Source organism: Maledivibacter sp. (assembly GCA_025210375.1).
Classification (GTDB): Bacteria; Bacillota; Clostridia; order Peptostreptococcales; family Caminicellaceae; genus JAOASB01.
The window spans coordinates 1-18284 of the sequence record JAOASB010000004.1 but is presented as its reverse complement, the minus strand read 5'-3'; the positions used below and the strand labels follow the sequence as shown (position 1 = coordinate 18284).

Genomic DNA, 18284 nt, shown 5'->3' with positions numbered 1-18284 from the left:
TTTGGAGGTGCCTATGCATAAAAAATTCCATAAAACTAAATCCTTCTACAATCTAATTATCAAAAAACAAAGAATCTTTATATTCATTTTTTTCATACTACTCTACATATATTTCCGTAGCGAAGTAGTGTATTTACCCGTTGAAAGCCTTAATATTCCTTCTGGCTTTGGCATTGATCTATCTCCTTGTGATAAAAAATTTAGTGTTTCCATGTCCTTTTACGATTACTATGAAGAAGAAAAAGTCTGTAGTAAAACCTATACAGTAGTAGATAATTCACTTTCCCATGTCATTGAGGAATTACAGCTATATTTAGATAAAAAAATGCTTACAGGAGTTGAAAAGGCATATATTTTTAGTGAGGAATATTCAAAGTTTGGTATAAAAAATTTGATCGATATTGACTTTAAAGATGCCTCAATTAACGATACCGTTGTTTTGGCTGTATGCAAGGGAAGGGTCGAAGATATTCTTAATTTTAAGATACCATCATATGCTAATTCTGCAGATTACATTGAAGGTATGATCGAAAATTCTAAGGTGAATAATTTTTTTTCTGATAACTATAACCTTATAGATGTTTTTGTACGAGTTGGGGCAGAGGGAAGAAACGTCGTATTACCCTATATTGAAATAAAAGATAATAAACTAAAAATTACGGGAATGGCATTATTCAAAAAAGATAAAATGACTCAAAGGATAGATATAGACGAGACAAGGGTCATGAATCTATTAAGAGAAAACGATGTAAGGGGTATACTGGTACTGAGAGAGGACTCAAAGAAATCCATAGGTTATAATGCACAAACATCGAGGAAGGTTCGCTGTGAAAAAAAGGATGATAGATATAGCTTTTATATAAATTTATCTTTAAAGGGAGATATAATCGAAAATGAGTTGCTACCTGATATAAATTCTAATCCAGAAACTATGAAAATTTTTGAGAATAGAATGAAAGAAAGGGTGGAAAAAATGAGTGCTGATTTTATACATAAAATGCAAAAAGATTATAAAATAGATTGTCTTGAATTAGGTAAAGTCGCTGCAAGCAAATACGGAAGACATAAAGGTATTGATTGGAACGAAGTAGTTTGTGATTCTGAAATAGTTGTTAATGTAGACATTGAAGTAGATAATATGGGTCGAGGAGATTATTAAAACTATGATGATTTCCATCAGCTTAATTCCCCAAAGAAAAAAGGGCAGCTACCTGCCCCCTTATCCCTCATTAAAATCATTATGTAAATCTCCATACTGTTTTGTTAGTATTGTTAATTTTATATTTGGAATTTAGATATAGTTTGCTGTAATTCCATGGCTAATTTTGAAAGATTCCCACTGGCATCGGCCATTTCTTGGATAGAAGCCGATTGCTGCTGTGTGGATGCCGATGCTTCTTCTGTACCAGCGGCATTTTCCTCAGCTATTGCAGAAAGTGATTGTATGATATCAAGAATATTAGATTTTGTGTTTTCCATTTCCTCTACAGAGTCACTCATTTTTTCAATGGCACCTTCGGATAACCCAACTGCCACTGATATTTCCTTATACTTTCCTTCAGTTTCTTTAACACTCTCAATTTGTTTATCAACTATTACCCTAACTTCTTCCATCTTCTCAACTGCTCTTGAAGAATTTTTAAGTAATTCATTTACTACCCTATCTATTTCTTTAGTTGAATAAGTAGCTTGTTCTGCTAGCTTTCTTATTTCCTCTGCTACCACTGCAAACCCTTTACCGGCTTCACCTGCTCTTGCTGCTTCAATGGCAGCATTTAATGCCAATAAATTTGTCTGCTCTGCAATAGATGCTATAACCCCACTAGCTTTTCCTATTTTGTCAGAACTCTCATTTGTTTCCTCTATAATTTCAGAGATCTGACTGGTTGCTTCTCCACTTTCCCTAGTTTTATATGTTAAATCCTGAATAACTTCTAATCCTTCATTTGTCAATCTATACACATTATTCGATGAGCTGTTTACATTATCCATATAGGTTTGATTTTGATTAATCAAATCCCCAAGATCATTGATTTTAGACGCCCCTGTTTCCGTATCCTGAGCTTGATCCATTGCGCCCTTTGCTAACTCATCAATGGTTTTTGATACTTCCTCCGAACTATTTGCTAATTGCTGTGCGGTTTCACTTAACTCTTCTGAAGATGTAGAAACATGACTTGATACATCCTGTACTTGCTTAATCAACCCAATAAAATTATTCTGCATTGTTGCCACTGAATTTGACATTTCGCCAATTTCATCTTTTCTTTTTAAGAATTGTAATAGCTTATTATTTTCATCAAAAGTCAGATTATACCTTGATAACCTTACGATGGTATCTGAAAGCACAGCTATGGAATCAACTACATACCTACTATTATAATGAAGAATACTTCCTACTATAACTATTCCAATAACTGTTATAGTGATCATAAGTCTAATCATGTGATTAATATCTTTCATTAGCTCTTTCTTAGGAACAATAGTTGTATATGACCATTTAAGATCACTTCCTTGAAAATTAATGGGAGTATAGTATTTATATACATATTGTTCCATACTAGTTGACCATGAGGTATTCATGAACTTTTCTCCATTATGTATTTTGTCTAAGTATTCTTTTCCTTTATCCCCTTCAAACTCCCCTCCAATTTTGTCTACTCTATTTTGTTCGGGATGTGCTAATACCAATCCTTTGTCATTCACTAATCTACCAAATCCCTTTTCAAATAATTTTACTTGCGAATTTATTTGAACAAGCATTTCCAGTGATATGTCTAATCCAGCAACCCCTAGAAACTTTCCATCCACTATGATTGGTTCAGAAAAAGATATTACTATATTATTCTTTCCATTGACTTGATATATAGTGGGATCTGTTATATATCTCTTTCTCGTTTTTTTCGGTACATCGTAGTATTCACCATCAACATTTACACAGCTTCTAAAGGCAAGATTTTCTCCATTTCTCTCCCATAATGGCACATATCGGCCTGTACCATTTGCTCCCCTAGCATTGATATTCTCTATGTCCTTCTCATCAAAGGCATTTGGCTCCCAAACTGCCCATACCGATGTACAGTCTTTGTTATTTTCCAACACATCCTTTAGTAATGCATTAACCATATCTCTACTTGGTTCTCCACTTTTCTTTATCCGAATCAATGTACTGGCCAAAGTCTGTGCATCATCTGAAGCTTCATTTAAAATCGCTTCCATCTCATTGGAAATATTATCTGTTTGCATCTGAATTTTTTCTACACGTTCTTCCTTTACATTTATATATGCATCAATCATTAAATAACCCATAACAAATGCTGATAGGATAACCATTACTCCTAAATTTACAAATATTAAACGTGTTTTCAACTTCATTTCTTAGCCCCCTTGATTAATAATATAGATTTCCCAAAGTTAAACTTAATTTATACATATCAAAATATCCGATGTTTCTAGGGATTTTTGATGTGTATAAATTAACTGTTTAACTGGAATATCTATACTTAATATTCACATATTTTTTATATCTGACTTTTCAAAGCACTTGTTAAATCTATACCCATATATAAGCCCCCCATATCAGCATAACCATTTGAATATATCGGCTATAATATTTTTTTCTTTAACAAAAAAAAATTTTAAAAAACTTTATTTTATAGAGAGTTCCAAGTAAATCTTAATTTGCATATATCAGAATATCCCATATATCCCATGCTTCTGGGGATTTTTCATATATATGAATTAAAGCTTTGACTGAAGCCTCTGTATTGTTTTTTTAGATTAAACATCACAATTTAAAACATTTTTTCATGATAAACTAATGCAAAATTTGTTTTATCACAGCATTTTTTGTAATTATAGCATAAAATCAAGCAACTATAAAGAGTAATTACTCTTTATAGTTGCTTATTAAATATATCAATTAAACATATTCTATAGTTATAGGAGGTGATACCTTGGAAGATAAAATTATCAATTTGAAAATACTTGGGAAAAGCATCAAAAAATATAGGCTTGAAGAGGAATTAACCCAAGAAAAGCTTGCAGGACTAACTGGTCTTTCAGTACAATATATAGGAAATATTGAAAGGGGCAATACCACTCCATCATTGGAAACAGTTATGAAAATCTGCGAAGCCTTAAAAATAACCCCAAATCATCTATTAATTACATCCTGTGATGTCTCTCCAAATGCATTGATCGAACAAATATTAATGTCTTTATCAAACCATACTTCAAAATTTAATAAACATATATTAGCATATATAGAATTTCTAGAAAATTCAAACATTACTTAAATTCACCTAACCCCTAAACATCAGTTCAATTTGTTTTAGGGGGATTATTTTATATTTGAGGAAATTGCATAACCCTTACTTAGCTGAGCCTAATATGGGAATATCATCCTTGATTTAATTACTTAATATATAGGCATATTTGATGGTATGTTTTTTATAAAAAGTGATTATGCAATTTACTCAGTTAGTCATCTATTCTTTTTATTGTATAAATATAATTCAAATAAAATCCCGAAAAGCCCTATTAACATAATCAATAATCCCAGATAATTCTTTATACTTTGACCCTTTATAACTAAAAACACCGAGAGAATAAAAATAATGGCTTCACTTAAAATTTTAATTTTTTTCATTTAATCACCCACTACATTTCAGCCCATCGAATTTCACAGGCTTTTAGATTTACGTCGAAAGTATTGCCTTCTCCATTATAAATCACAGATTTTTGAGGACTATCTGAATTATTTACTATAGCATATTTCTTGATTTCAGGATATGCATGTACTTCTACAAAGATATTATCAGCAAACCATTTATATAATTGCTCTTCCTTGTGGGCACAATAATACATACTTCTTAATAGTAGTCGAGTATTATCTTGATTATATGGAAGTCCTGCTATATAAACACATCTACCCTTTCCATATTCATTAGCAGATAAGTGGATTTCTCCATTGCTATACTCAAGAATTTCTGTTTTATCACTTAATGAATAAATATTCTTCATACTTTCTCCAAAATCAATTGTATTTATTGCATCTTCGGTTATAAAATGTTTATCTTCTTGTTTTATAAAATATTTATCTGTACTTAAGGAGAAACCTAGTTCCTTATCCACCCCTAAGGCATCAGCTAATTGAAAATATCTACCTTGATAATGTTTCGCAGATGGTTCTCCCACACCTACAAAGCCACCACCATTATATATCCATTTCCTAATAGTAGTTATAAGATTTTTATCAAGCCATTCCTTGCCTCCGCTAAATGCCGTATCATGGTCTCCAGCATTTATTAATACATCTATATCCCGTGGGATTCCTTTTTCCTTTACTTCACTAAAACTAATAAATGAAACATCTACGCTAGCACCACTTAAACATTCAAGTATTCCGAGGTATGAATAAATCTGTTTATACCATAGGGCATGGGCAACCATATGGGTTTGCCAAGATCTGATTTTCCCCCAAGAGTTAAGAATTCCAACCTTCAACCCACAATATGGCTTTATACCCTTAATGTTATTATAGATTCCCCTAAATTCATTACATACATTTTCAATATAATCTATAAATTTAGGGAACTTATAGGCTAAGGATAGATATCCACCATAACCAATTCTATCGACGGGCTTCCTCATAATAGCACGTCTTGCAGATATCCAATTTGTTTTTGCTTCAACTGTGGGGTCATTACCTTCTCTAAAGGTATCCGGGAAGAAATATGGTAAGAATCTTCCTTCCGTATATTTAACCCCTGGAATTTCTGAAATCATTCTTAGGGTAGCCCCACTATTAACGGAACCAACAACAGCGTCTAATCCTATACTATCAAAATATTTACCGTAAGGCTCTGTACCAATCCAGTTGTCTCCTAAAAACATCATGGCCTCTTTGCCAGATTCATGTACCTTATCAACTAACTTCTTAGCGGTTTTTGATACAAAGTTTTGTTGAAAGTCCATAAAATCTAGGAATTCCTTTGTAGGTATTCTAAAAGAAGTATTATAGTAACCCTGGTCAATTATATCCTCTGGTCTTAATCTGTAACCCTTTTCTTTCTCAAATGCTTCTAAGGCTGCCGTTGATACACTTGCACTATATCCAAACCAATCCACAAACTTTTCTTTTCCTATGTTGTTAAATACAAGTGTGAAATGATAAAAGAATGTTGTGAATCTTACTACATCCGTATGCTCATTTTCTTCAAGCCAGTTATCAATATGATCTAATATATATTTTGCAGATTTAGATCTTCTTACATCAAAGGGGATGTCATGTTCCTTTTCTCCCCAGTTATTTGTTATGTGATTATACATTTGTGTTGGATCCCATATAGCATATACTAAAAATGAAACTGTATATTCATGAAAGGGCTTTGATTCATGGATTGTTACTTTGTTTTCTGTTTTATCTACATCCCATTTTTCGCTATCTACGACTTCTCCCGTAGTTCTATCTATAACTTCCCACCATTTCTTAGGATCATGATCATAATCGGGTCTTATCTGCTGAGGAAAATAATCTTCCATAAAGAATATTTCTAACTTTATAGAATCTGCTAAATTAAATTTGCTCATTAAGTAGAACTGTTGACATTCCTTCATATTTTGCTTTGCGAAATCATTGTGCCCTCTACTTACAAAATAGGTGGTATAAATCTTTGCATCCAAATTTTTTATATCTTTTGAGAGTTTAGTCCCATCACTATCCCTAATTGCATCGGCCCCCAGCCTTTCTAATATCTCCTTTGTTTCTTCTAAAAACCCTTCTTCACTAGGGAGTGTTACATTACCCTTAGATTTTAACATTTTCATCACTCCTTTACTCCTCCAATACTCATTCCCTGTGTTAATTTTTTCTGTACTAGGATATACAAAACTAATGTTGGAATCATTACTATTACCAGTCCTGCGTACAATTGCCCATAATTGGCTGCTGCCTTTTGAGATTGCATTAGATTTATTAACCCTACTGGTAAAGTTTTTGATGATCCTGTCATCAAGGTTAAGGCTATAATATACTCATTCCAAAAAGCTAAGAAATTGAATAACACAACCGTTATAATACTAGGTCTTATCATAGGAATCATTATACTAAGCATAGTTCTAAAGTATCCGCACCCATCTATAAAGGCTGCTTCTTCATAGGCTTTGGGTAATGTTCTAAAATAGTTGGATATCAAATAGATTGTGAATGGTATTGCCGACGAAGCATAAACTATAGCTAACACAATAATATTATCTAAAAATATCCCTTTACCAAAGATTCTCATAATATATCCATCCCAGCCTAATAACATTAAAAATATTGGGACAACGATATAATTTATATTGATAAAAAGACCGGCCATAAATAGTCTATTCAAAATCTTTTTACCCTTAAATTCAAATCTAGCTAAAACATATGCAGCCGGAATAGCAACCACTAATAATATAACTAGCGCTAAGGATGTTACTGTAACTGAATTTAAAAAGTACTCCCCCATTTTTGCTTTTTCAATTGCATCTATAAAGTTTGTAAAATGGAATCCCTTTGGTAGAGCCCAAGGATTACCATAAAACTCTGAATTCTCTTTGATTGACGCCATAAACACCCATAATACTGGTACTATTATACTAATAGCTAAAGTTATTAACGCAGCATATATAAATAATCTATAAATAGTATCAGCTTTTATCAAGTTCCTTTTCTTATCCATATGCCCCTCCTAGTACTGTAAGGTTTCACGTTTTGTTATTTTGTTAATAATACCAGATAATAAGAATGAAAATAAGAAAACTATGACCCCTATAGCCATGCCATAACCATAACTTGCATTGTTATAGGCTTGTTTATATAGGTAACTTAAGAATACCTCCGATGATCCATCTGGGCCTCCACTAGTCATTACCTTTACAAATAGGAAACTTAAATTGATAGAACTTATGATAAAAAAGGTTAGAGTTGTCCTAATTGTATCCCAAACTAAAGGCAAAGTGATATCAAAGAATTGTCTTATCTTACCTGCACCATCTAATTCCGCCGCCTCATATAACTGAACTGGTATGGAACACATACTAGCCATGTACATTACCATATAATACCCTATAGCCTGCCAAATCATTGCTCCAGCTATAGAATAAATTACAATTCTTTGGTTCCCAAGAAACTGTATATTTACCCAACTCTCTGGCTTTAATATTTTAAAAAAGCTATTTATAAGACCTTGGCTGGGATCATATATTGCTGAGAAAATAGATGATATAACTACAACGGATAAAATATTAGGTATATAAAATATAATTCTGAAAAAATTTTCACCCTTAATATTTTCGCGAACCAAAATCGATGCAAATGCTATTGCTATGGTCATTGTTATAATGCTAACCATCACAATAATAAAAATTGTATTCTCAAAAGATCTTAAAAAATTGGCATCTCCTATCAAAATTTTAAAATTATTTAGTCCTACAAAAGCTTTTTTTGCTGACAATCCGCCCCACTTATATAACGACATTTTAAATACACTTAGGGTTGGAATTATCATAAAAATTGAAAATAACATGAGTGCAGGAGTAAGACAAATAATAATAAATAATTTCAAACTTCTGTTATTCACAATTTCCCTCCTCATAATAAACAGTATGGTGGATAATTTATCCACCATACTGTAACTCTACTTTTAAAGTGGTTATTGGGCATTTATCGCTTCTCGGATCTTAGCCGCGGCTTCAACAACTTCGTTCTGCCACTGTTCTACAGTTTTATTCTTCGATACAATAGAATTTACTGTTCCAAAAAGAATCCCATCTCCGCTTGTAAGGTCAACTCCTTCTACTGGAGGAGCCGCTGCAAATCCACCCATGGCAGCTTTAGCACCATTATCATATACTGAGTAGAATAGCTTGTTCTGATCTCCCTCAGTCATAAATTTTGATACCCCAACTATTGGTTGTACTGCACCAGATTTTTCATGAATTATTTTTGCGGCCTCATCAGAATACATATATGCCATGAATTTTTTAGCAAGGTCAACCTCCTTAGCCCCTTCTGGTATATACATTTGCTCAAAGAATGTATAGGAATAAGCATTTCCACCTGCTTTAACCTTTGGTAAGGCTGTAAATCCCCATTTAAATCCATCTGCTCTAGGTGCATCCTTCATTTCTCCCGGTAACCAAGTTCCATTAGGTATAAATAACGCTTTATTGTCTAATATTAGCTGTTGATTTTTTGTAAATCCTTCCCCATTTGCTTGAGATACTGTATCTGGATGGGTATACTTAGCTAATTCTCCTATTAATTCAAATGCCTTAGTTGCTTCATTACTTGTCCAAGCTTTTTCCTCGTAATTCATCGCATTGTTAAACAATTCTGATCCTCCTACTTCATTAAGAAGGGCATAGAAGAATGCATCAAAGTATCCAGTGGTTGGATAAGTAAATAAAGATATACCATCACTCTTAGCAGTTTCTCCAAGGGCTAATAGTTCATCCCAAGTTTCAGGGAATTTATATTTTCCTTCTCCAAAAAGGTCTTGGTTATAAAAAAGTCCACAGGGTGCGTAAAATAATGGTGCCAAATATATTTTACCATCTCCATATGGTTTTGTTATTAAAGTATCCGTAAAGCCTGGCACTATTTTATCCTTAACTTTAACACCTTCACCGGGAACTTCCATATCAAACACATCTGTTATATCCTGTATAGCTCTCTCTTTTATCAAAGTATCCGTTAATTTGCCCTCAGCCCCAACAGCCAAATATATAATATCGGGAACATTTTTAGCTTGAATTTGAGGTCTTAAGACTTCAGCAATATTCTTTTCAAGTGTAAGTTCAACTTTAACTCCATCATTTGCGGCTTCGAATTTAGAAGCTAACTCTTTCCAATGCTCATCGCCATACCCACCATTTAAACCGGCAATCTTTAAAACCTTTTCCTGTGATTCACTTTTTGAATCAGTGGTTTCACTATTTTCAGAACAAGCAGCAAGTGATACCAATAAACAAACTGAAATTAATAAAGCCAATACTTTTTTCATAATGGTCTCCCCCTAAATATGATCTTTTATATCAATTACAATTATAACCATTATGTATATTTTTTTCTATAATTATATTGCTTGTTTTTTTATTTATATTGCTTTTCAAATTTTAAAGCAATATAATAAAATTATATTAATAACCTTTAAGGAGGATCATAGTTGTGTCAAATAATTTATTTGAATCTGAGGGTAATGAATTAAGTAAACTTAATGCGAAACTTAGATATGCATCAAGAGCCAAATATGAAGATGACTGGCACAGCACTATGCATATGCATCCTTTTACTGAATTATTTTATGTTGTCCACGGAAGTGGTCATTTTAAAATACAAGATAAAGATTTTACTGTGAAAGAAGACGATTTAATTATAGTAAATGCAAACGTTCTCCATACGGAATCATCCAAGGATTCTAACCCTTTAGAATACATAGTATTGGGGATAGATGGTATTTCTCTAATTATTAATGGAAGCTCTAATCATTGTGGAACAACGACCTCATATAGCATATACAATTATTCTAAATGTAAAGATGAAATTCTTTTTTATCTAGACACAATACTTAAAGAACTCCAAGGCTGCGGAAAACATTATCAATCGATTTGTCAAAATATCATGGAAATTTTAATTTTCAATATAAGGCGAAGAACTGAATCAAATTTGGTATTGGCTTCTACAAAGAGTATTAATAAGGACTGTGCTTTTATAAAGAAATATATTGATGTTCATTATGCCTCAGAACTGAGCCTAGATTCTTTAGCCTCAGTGGCTTATATGAATAAATTTTATCTAGTCCATGAGTTCAAAAAATATACCGGTTCTTCTCCTATCGATTATCTCATTGAAAAAAGGATATCAGTATCAAAGAATCTCCTAAAAAACACCCAATATTCTATGAAACAGATCACTGAAATTGTTGGTTTCAATAGTCAATCGTACTTTAATCAGATATTCAAAAAAAAGGTTGGAACCACTCCAACAAAATATAGAAAAATTTATACAGATAAATAGGAAAAGTAATAACTGAAATTTCCCTTTTCTTCCCACCGCAAAAACTCCCCTATGGTAGACAGTTATATTATTTTAACTATCTACCATAGGGGAGAGTCGATTCTTCTGCTTTTATTTTATTAGCAAGTGTCAATATGATATTTCGAACTTATATCAATACTACATCACCTATCGTCATTATTCTTGCTCTTCATTCATTTTGCTAATGCTATTCAGCTCATCTGACATACTAGATAATTCTTCAATACTTGCACCTATCTCCTCAAAAGACGCTGCTTGATTCTGAATAACATCATTTATGTCATTTACAGCCGCTGTATTTACTTCTGTGTTCCTAATAATTATAGCCATAGCATCTTTCATTACTTTAGTTAGATTATGTTGTTCTGTAGATTTTGTCGTGATTTCACTAATTAACTTTGACATTTTAATTATTTCTGATGAAATAGCAGAAAACTGCTTATTTGCTTCTTCAGACTTTTTAACACTTTCTTCAACTATTGATCTGCTATCCGTAATAAATTCATCGGAAGTTTTTGCTTTTTCCTGTACATCTATAATTAATTGTGAGATTTTGGTAGCTGATTTTCCAGATACGTCAGCAAGTTTACGTACTTCTTCAGCTACAACTGCGAACCCTTTGCCATGTTCACCGGCTCTAGCAGCTTCAATGGCAGCATTTAACGCAAGCAAATTTGTTTGTTCTGTAATGTCTGTTATCAAGGTAATAATTTGGCCTATTTCATTTGACTTTGCTACTAGTTCTCCTATTTCTTCAAATACGTAGTCTGTGGATTTGCTAATTTTTGAAATCATAGATGTTAGTTCCCCAATACTTAAATTACCTTCTTCTGCATACCCAACTATGTCTTTATTCTTTTTAACTGCATCCCTTGACATACTTTCTACTATATATGATTTTTCGGCAATTGATTCTATTTGATCATTGGATTGCTCTATGGTATTGGCATTGTCATTAATACTTGTAGTTACGTTATTTAATTCATGGATGATTTGTTGTAGCCCTCGATTTGCGTCTTCTGTTGCATCATAAATTTCAGATGAAACCTTGGAAATAATATCAGCACTAGACTGTGTCTTATCTACTACAGTCTTGTTAAATTCTAAATTTTCTTCCAAACTTTTTTTATGCTTCTCCTCATCTTCTTTTTTAGTTATGTATAATCTTACTAAAAAACTTCCTATAAACGCAGTAATTAGGAATATAACAATGCCCTTTATAAGCCCCTCTCTATATACTTTTGCTATGATTTCTTTCTCAACATAAACCACAACATAAAAATTGTTAGACTCATTTTGATTCATTTTCGACCCAACCAAATTCTCAGCAAATTGATCTGGATCTACGGGAAGAACACTAAAAAGCCCTTTACTTGTTTCAAAGTCATAGTTCTTTTCTTTTTTTATCTTGTCCCAAGCTTCGGGATAATCTTTGAAAAAACCTTCCTCTTCATCACGCATAAATGCCCACTCTTTAGACTCATCACCATTGTATAAATAGTATCCGTCTCCATTCACTAGCTGGATACTTGAGTTTGCCGAATGATCTACTTCTTTTAAATCATTAATTAGATTTTCACCTAAATAATTAAATACAATCAACCCATCTAGTTGATTACGGTTATTCATAAAAGGAGTTACAAAGCGTATCATAGGCTTTATAGGCTTTTCTATTTTCCCTTTTTCTTTATTAAGGTCAAATCTAGAAATATAAATTTCTCCATCATTTAAACCCAATGCATCATCTACATAATAACTTCCTGATTTAGATTGAAGTTTACTTTCATCTACACTAACTACATCTCCCTTATTATAGTTCACACGTAAAATTTCTTGACCTGTTTTATCTATGTAACGTAACTGATCATAAATTTTCTTGTTAGATACAAAGGCTTTGAAATCATTTAATTGACGAGTTCTTTCATCCTTTAATCCAAAATCTTTGGTGATAGATAACTCTTTTCTTTCTGATAGATACAACAAATCATTGAAAACAGAAGAGAAGACTTTCTGAATAGAAAAGGATGCATTTTTCATACTCACAGCAACTGAATCTCTATAATGATTAATTGTAGATGTTATAGAGTAATATTGGATAATAGATGCAAACAGTACACTGATTAATACTACGACAAAACTATAGATAATTAATTTTTTCTTCATTTTCCCACTCCTTGTATGATATATTATATATTATGTTCAGTGAGATCCTATATCCTCTCATAAACATTAATTTTCTTACATTATAGATTCCCAAAAGTTAAACTTAATTTATACATCTCAAAACATCCTATGTTTCTAGGGATTTTTAATGTGTATAAATTGACTGTTTAACTAGAATATCTATAGACAGACTTAAACTCTATTCATTATTAGATCCTCTTCTATTTCTCAATTGAGTGAGTACTTGCTATACTTTTATCATAGTTCGTTACAAGTGTCAAGAGAATTTCAATATTTTGACATACATAAATATCATTTTTGACCCAATGGCAAAGTGGTATTTGTCTTTAATACAAAACATTATAATAAAAAAACCTTGTATATATAATACCCTTCTTTATTGATCCATTAACTTTTACTTTATTTTATTCTATTCTAATTATATTAAGCCTGCTTTCTCTAGCTTCTGAAATTGCTCCATTAAATCTTTCATTGAACCTCTTATAATATCATAGGAATCTACTGTTTGATCTAAATAAATATTTACATTTCCTACAATTTCACCGGCTTTATCCATATTCTCATTTGCTGTTATAAATATCTGCAAATATATTATGTCTTTGGACTTCATACTGTATAGCCTTTTTTTGTTGACTCCAATCCCAAGACTTAATTGCATTTCTATTGGCAATACCATCCATAATTATTTCAGCCTTAATCAGCTAAGATTCTATATATTTACTATAAGCTTTTGATACTTCTACTAGCTCATCATCCACGCATTTTAGTTTTTGCTATAGCTTGTCTCTTTTTTTAGAAATTGTAAATAAACATTACAATCTAGCACAAGGATTTGTAACCTAAGAAATAGAACTTGGAGAATGCACAAACTATGATTCGTATATTTCACTAGGCTTTATGGATATTTTAAGTGTAATTGAATAAAAGAAAATATTGTTAATAAAATAATTTATGAGCTTAACTTTTTTCTATAAGTGCCGATGTATTTAATAAGAGCTTAGATATTATGAATGATTATGATGATGCTGAACCTAATGGTAGTGCATATAAAGCATATAGTATTACAAAAGGAAATCTTTCAAGAACATCTCTACATGTGAAAAATGGCCAAGATTGATATGTATGGAATGCAACATCGGAGTTCAAAAGTGCTAAAATATCTTCTACTGCTGATGGAAATAAAATTATATTAACTAATCAAATTTCAAGTTGAGACCTATACAAATTTTGTTTATCATTTTAGCTATTCGGTATATGAAGGTAACTAATAAAAAAATATATATGATGGGGTGGGTATAAAAATGATAAATTCAATAGGTACTGCTAATAACGGTCTTATACAGAACTATACGGTTTTTAAAGGCAAAAATTTGTCTGAAGGTAAGAGTTTACAGACTGAAGGACAAGAAAAACAATCTGTAAAATTAGAATTAACTGAAGCTGCAGATTCAAAGAATCTAAATGTTCCTAAAAATATTAAGATGGACAAATTACCAAGAAAATATACAATCGGAGGTGAAACAATGGAGAGTTTTATAAATAATATTAATGAAAGTTTAAAGAAATCTGATAGTATGAATTTATCTTATGCAGAAGGACTTAAGTTTTTGCAAGCCGAAGGAGAAAAATGGGTTGAAGATGTTCGTGAAAACGACCCAGAAATGTTTGTTGAATGGCTTAGGATTAATAAAGACCATATAATGGAAGGTCATAGTAATTTTGCATGTTTACCCCCTGATTTTACAATGAAAGATTACTATTCCTATGTTAAAGAACCTTTTTCTATTTTAGTATAGTATTTGGCATATAAAAACTAGAAAAGAGTGTCTGTAAATGAAATAGCCTTCTTTGGTTGAATTATCAAGGAAGGCTATTTAAAATTGATAAATTAACTCATAAATCATATATAGTTAATATGAATGGCTAAACGGCGTGTTAGACGTAGTTTCATGGGTGTTTATAATTTTGTCACTTTTTCTGTAATATTAATACCATTCTCATCTTTAAAAACTATTTCTTCCTTAGTAATAGTGGTATATGTATCAGAATTATATATTAAAATGAAATCTCCTGTCACAATATTATTATGAATAAAACTATCACTAAGCTCACAACTAATAGAGCCTTCTTGGGGATTGTGCCCAATTATTATATTAAACATCTTAGATTTGATTACTGGGTTAATAATTTGAAAATACTGTGATGATTTATCTTTTCTCAAAATTTTGTATTTCTTATTTAAACCTCTTTCTAATTTTATATATCCATATCCAATATCATCCCTACCATAAAATAGATACTCTTGATTACCAATGATAACTTTATCTCGTATTATCTGATCATCATATCCACCTTCGAAACACTCGTTTATGATCTCAATGTAATCTAATCTATATTGCATATTAGTATAACCAATTCCAACTATAACAATAAACACTACAGATATCAATACTGCCCTTAGTAAAAAATCTATTTTGTACTTCATTTTATTATACAACCTCATCTCTAATTTGTAAGCTTGAAATTACGTCCAACCTTCGCGGATGCTCCCTGCTCATCTTCATACTCTATAGCTTAACCAACCAACTACAACTTCTCCCACACCACCCCATCTAAGCATATGATGTGGATGTTATTTGCCATTATTACTTGTTTGAATCCATGGCTTATTCCTATGTTTCTTGCTAGCCTTGATAGTTCTTTTGCTAGTACTACGTCAAATTTTCCTACCTTTGCATCTTCTACCATTTCTATAAATCCAAGTCTTTTTCCATGAGTACCAAAGTCTACGTCTTTGTATATTTTGTAGAGTGTCCAACCCTTTGTTGATATGTATTTTATGAACATATCTTTTTGGTTTTGTAGTGAAGATTCTTGCTCTATATGCTTTGTTGATACACGTATGTATATCGCTGCTTTCATTTATCTAACACCTCATTTTTTTCTTGATGAGGTGTTAGAGTTGTATCTTTATTATAAGCTTCCTCCTTATTTTTTTCAATGACTTCATTTGATATATTCTCAAGATAGAGCTTTAATATGTCTTCAAAGGTAGATTTTCCGTTGTATTCTCTTGTTATTTTCATTGCCATTTTCCTTTCTGCTTTTTTGTATAAGAAATCCCCTACTCTCTATTTGAGATATAGGGGATAAGGGGTTAGATTTTAATCGGGTTATTGGAATAAGGAAAAAGAACCCGATGGTTAGTCGATTCTTATATTTGAATAGTAGTAAACTAAATATATAACATATACTTGTATCTTTAGCTATCCTGAATTTCGGGATAGTTAAATTTTGGGGAGTAGTTCAATCTTATTTCTTTGATTTTTTTAGCATTTTCTCTGCATTATCAATCGATTCTATAAAATGCTTCTCTACTGCAGATAATTCATTTTTTATTTTTTCTTTGTATTTTATATACTCATGACTGGCTCTTTCTTTAGCTTGGTTATGGCTAATTGTCCCTGCATGATTTAATATCTCATTGTCGGTCATTCTTAGGAAATCATCTAATTTTGCTAACCAATCCTTCATATACATTGGTTTTTTTCTAATAGCCTGTAATTCTGCAAATTCTAGGTATGCTGTTACTATTCTATTTAGTATATTTATTTCATCTTCTTTTAAGTAGTCTTAGCAATTATTGTATCTGCCTTTTTAGGCTTATTACCTATAAATGATGTCATTCCCATATATGGTAGTTTGGCATTTGCTCTATTATAAATAATTTCTGCTGCTGTATGCCCATGTGCTGCCCAGTGCATTTTATTTTGTATTGTTTTAAAAAATATTATGGAGCTTTCTACCTTTGGATCATAATCAATGCTGGTAGCATAGATGTCTAATACTTTCCTCCAAAATACCTTTTCGGAAGAACGAATGTCTCTAATTCTCTCTAATAGTTCATCGAAGTAATTGCCACCACCAGCTTTTTTAAGAAGTTCATCATTCATTGTAAAGCCTTTTATAATGTATTCTCTAAGTCTTTCAGTAGCCCATATACGAAATTGCGTACCTCTGTGAGATTTTACTCTATAGCCAACTGAAATAATTACGTCAAGATTATAATATTCTACTTCCCTTCGTACATTTCTATTTCCTTCATTTTGAACTATTGCATTTTTTGCAACAGTTGAATCTCTTTTTAATTCGCCTTCTTTAAAAATATTATTTATATGCCTTGATATTACTGACTTATCTCGTTGAAACAATTCACACATCTGAGTTTGTGACAACCAAACAGTATCTTCTTCCATTGCTACCTCAATCTTTGTCTGTCCATCCTCAGTTTGATATATGATAATCTCCGATTTATTCTTATCCATAAGTATTCACACCTATCTTTTAAGTATTGTTGTCTTTATTATAATTTTTTTTGTTAGTTTTTTCAAAGATTTTAAAATATTTAAGCAACAGTTAGTTAATCTGCTTCATAAAAGACCTCTATATTCTCTCTCAAATATAGACGTTTATTTTCCTCCCCTACAGGCAGGCTACTCTCCAGACGATGATTAGGACTGAGTAGAAGTATCATTATTTGCTCCTATGGATCATAGGAGTAACGTACTTAAATATTTTTATATTCAGTTTTCAATGTTCATATATTCCCTTCATCTTTTAGGACATTTAGAAGGTATTTTTACAGATTTTTTTGCTATTGTGATAGAAATGTAATTAAAAAATAAAAACCGACTACATGATTGCAGTCGGGTTAGCTTATCTAAATTCTATATGAAGTTCTTTCCCTAGAGCATGAGCAATCCGTTTAAGATATGCAATGCTAGGATTATAGTTAGCATTTTCAAGTCTACTAATGTGACTTTGCTGTATGCCTGTCAGTTTTGACAGTTCCTTCTGAGTAAGCTTTTTTTCTTTCCTCGCATCTATCATGGCTTGTTTAATCTCATATTCGACAGCTAAGTCATCGTATTCCTTCTTAAAATCTGGGTCTTTCATACACTCATCTAAATAGTCGTTAAAATCAGTCATTGCTATGCCTCCTTTCAAACTCCATCTTATATTTTAT

General features: G+C 31.7%; 16 protein-coding genes and 1 pseudogene. 4 read left to right on the top strand and 13 right to left on the bottom strand.

Going from position 1 to position 18284, the window contains the following annotated elements:
• Window positions 1-13 precede the first annotated feature (13 nt).
• Complete coding sequence (locus N4A68_01105) at window positions 14-1159, top strand: Ger(x)C family spore germination protein (GenBank protein ID MCT4562915.1); 1146 nt, start codon at window positions 14-16, stop codon at window positions 1157-1159.
• A gap of 119 nt (window positions 1160-1278) precedes the next feature.
• Here N4A68_01105 and N4A68_01100 read toward each other — a convergent pair whose 3' ends face one another.
• Window positions 1279-3375, bottom strand: a complete 2097-nt coding sequence (locus N4A68_01100) for a methyl-accepting chemotaxis protein (GenBank protein ID MCT4562914.1) — start codon at window positions 3373-3375, stop codon at window positions 1279-1281.
• 581 nt (window positions 3376-3956) lie between these two features.
• Between N4A68_01100 and N4A68_01095 the strand changes: the two genes are divergently transcribed.
• Complete coding sequence (locus N4A68_01095) at window positions 3957-4298, top strand: helix-turn-helix domain-containing protein (protein ID MCT4562913.1); 342 nt, start codon at window positions 3957-3959, stop codon at window positions 4296-4298.
• Between the two features lie 188 nt (window positions 4299-4486).
• On the opposite strand, the gene N4A68_01090 is transcribed toward N4A68_01095, so the two are convergent.
• The 5 genes from N4A68_01090 to N4A68_01070 are packed head-to-tail and all read right to left on the bottom strand — an operon-like array spanning window position 4487 to window position 10040.
• A complete protein-coding gene (locus N4A68_01090) occupies window positions 4487-4651 on the bottom strand; it encodes a hypothetical protein (protein ID MCT4562912.1) in 165 nt (54 codons plus the stop codon).
• Window positions 4652-4662: 11 nt separating this feature from the next.
• Complete coding sequence (gene gnpA, locus N4A68_01085) at window positions 4663-6825, bottom strand: 1,3-beta-galactosyl-N-acetylhexosamine phosphorylase (protein ID MCT4562911.1); 2163 nt, start codon at window positions 6823-6825, stop codon at window positions 4663-4665.
• Between the two features lie 5 nt (window positions 6826-6830).
• Entirely contained in the window at window positions 6831-7715 is an 885-nt protein-coding gene (locus N4A68_01080; protein ID MCT4562910.1) for a carbohydrate ABC transporter permease, read from the bottom strand.
• 9 nt (window positions 7716-7724) lie between these two features.
• The gene (locus tag N4A68_01075) at window positions 7725-8630 is read right to left on the bottom strand and encodes a sugar ABC transporter permease (GenBank protein MCT4562909.1); all 906 of its coding nucleotides are present in this window, start codon (window positions 8628-8630) and stop codon (window positions 7725-7727) included.
• Between the two features lie 57 nt (window positions 8631-8687).
• Window positions 8688-10040, bottom strand: a complete 1353-nt coding sequence (locus N4A68_01070) for a carbohydrate ABC transporter substrate-binding protein (protein ID MCT4562908.1) — start codon at window positions 10038-10040, stop codon at window positions 8688-8690.
• 164 nt (window positions 10041-10204) lie between these two features.
• On the opposite strand from N4A68_01070, the gene N4A68_01065 reads away from it, so the two are divergent.
• Window positions 10205-11053 carry an AraC family transcriptional regulator gene (locus tag N4A68_01065; protein MCT4562907.1) on the top strand — a complete coding sequence of 283 codons (849 nt, stop codon included), beginning with the start codon at window positions 10205-10207 and terminating at the stop codon, window positions 11051-11053.
• Window positions 11054-11230: 177 nt separating this feature from the next.
• Here N4A68_01065 and N4A68_01060 read toward each other — a convergent pair whose 3' ends face one another.
• Complete coding sequence (locus N4A68_01060) at window positions 11231-13237, bottom strand: methyl-accepting chemotaxis protein (protein MCT4562906.1); 2007 nt, start codon at window positions 13235-13237, stop codon at window positions 11231-11233.
• Window positions 13238-13676: 439 nt separating this feature from the next.
• Window positions 13677-13868, bottom strand: a complete 192-nt coding sequence (locus N4A68_01055) for a hypothetical protein (protein ID MCT4562905.1) — start codon at window positions 13866-13868, stop codon at window positions 13677-13679.
• Between the two features lie 691 nt (window positions 13869-14559).
• On the opposite strand from N4A68_01055, the gene N4A68_01050 reads away from it, so the two are divergent.
• Window positions 14560-15054 (top strand): hypothetical protein, encoded by a 495-nt coding sequence (locus N4A68_01050; GenBank protein ID MCT4562904.1) that lies wholly within the window; start codon window positions 14560-14562, stop codon window positions 15052-15054.
• Between the two features lie 161 nt (window positions 15055-15215).
• Here N4A68_01050 and N4A68_01045 read toward each other — a convergent pair whose 3' ends face one another.
• The 5 genes and pseudogenes from N4A68_01045 to N4A68_01025 form a co-directional block, all read right to left on the bottom strand.
• The gene (locus N4A68_01045) at window positions 15216-15743 is read right to left on the bottom strand and encodes a hypothetical protein (GenBank protein ID MCT4562903.1); all 528 of its coding nucleotides are present in this window, start codon (window positions 15741-15743) and stop codon (window positions 15216-15218) included.
• Window positions 15744-15844: 101 nt separating this feature from the next.
• Window positions 15845-16180 carry a recombinase family protein gene (locus tag N4A68_01040; protein MCT4562902.1) on the bottom strand — a complete coding sequence of 112 codons (336 nt, stop codon included), beginning with the start codon at window positions 16178-16180 and terminating at the stop codon, window positions 15845-15847.
• The gene (locus N4A68_01035; protein MCT4562901.1) at window positions 16177-16350 is read right to left on the bottom strand and encodes a hypothetical protein; all 174 of its coding nucleotides are present in this window, start codon (window positions 16348-16350) and stop codon (window positions 16177-16179) included. Before N4A68_01035 ends, N4A68_01040 begins: the two co-directional genes overlap by 4 nt.
• 220 nt (window positions 16351-16570) lie before the next feature.
• Window positions 16571-17583 (bottom strand): annotated as a pseudogene (locus N4A68_01030) (virulence RhuM family protein).
• A gap of 391 nt (window positions 17584-17974) precedes the next feature.
• Entirely contained in the window at window positions 17975-18247 is a 273-nt protein-coding gene (locus tag N4A68_01025) for a helix-turn-helix transcriptional regulator (protein ID MCT4562900.1), read from the bottom strand.
• Window positions 18248-18284: the final 37 nt, after the last annotated feature.

Bases quoted from the DNA above. Each gene is read 5' to 3' on its own strand.
- N4A68_01105 (MCT4562915.1), top strand. From the start codon at position 14: ATGCATAAAAAATTCCATAAAACTAAATCCTTCTACAATCTAATTATC.
- N4A68_01100 (MCT4562914.1), bottom strand. From the start codon at position 3,375: ATGAAGTTGAAAACACGTTTAATATTTGTAAATTTAGGAGTAATGGTT.
- N4A68_01090 (MCT4562912.1), bottom strand. From the start codon at position 4,651: ATGAAAAAAATTAAAATTTTAAGTGAAGCCATTATTTTTATTCTCTCG.
- gnpA (MCT4562911.1), bottom strand. From the start codon at position 6,825: ATGTTAAAATCTAAGGGTAATGTAACACTCCCTAGTGAAGAAGGGTTT.
- N4A68_01080 (MCT4562910.1), bottom strand. From the start codon at position 7,715: ATGGATAAGAAAAGGAACTTGATAAAAGCTGATACTATTTATAGATTA.
- N4A68_01075 (MCT4562909.1), bottom strand. From the start codon at position 8,630: ATGAGGAGGGAAATTGTGAATAACAGAAGTTTGAAATTATTTATTATT.
- N4A68_01070 (MCT4562908.1), bottom strand. From the start codon at position 10,040: ATGAAAAAAGTATTGGCTTTATTAATTTCAGTTTGTTTATTGGTATCA.
- N4A68_01060 (MCT4562906.1), bottom strand. From the start codon at position 13,237: ATGAAGAAAAAATTAATTATCTATAGTTTTGTCGTAGTATTAATCAGT.
- N4A68_01055 (MCT4562905.1), bottom strand. From the start codon at position 13,868: ATGAAGTCCAAAGACATAATATATTTGCAGATATTTATAACAGCAAAT.
- N4A68_01050 (MCT4562904.1), top strand. From the start codon at position 14,560: ATGATAAATTCAATAGGTACTGCTAATAACGGTCTTATACAGAACTAT.
- N4A68_01045 (MCT4562903.1), bottom strand. From the start codon at position 15,743: ATGAAGTACAAAATAGATTTTTTACTAAGGGCAGTATTGATATCTGTA.
- N4A68_01040 (MCT4562902.1), bottom strand. From the start codon at position 16,180: ATGAAAGCAGCGATATACATACGTGTATCAACAAAGCATATAGAGCAA.
- N4A68_01035 (MCT4562901.1), bottom strand. From the start codon at position 16,350: ATGGCAATGAAAATAACAAGAGAATACAACGGAAAATCTACCTTTGAA.
- N4A68_01025 (MCT4562900.1), bottom strand. From the start codon at position 18,247: ATGACTGATTTTAACGACTATTTAGATGAGTGTATGAAAGACCCAGAT.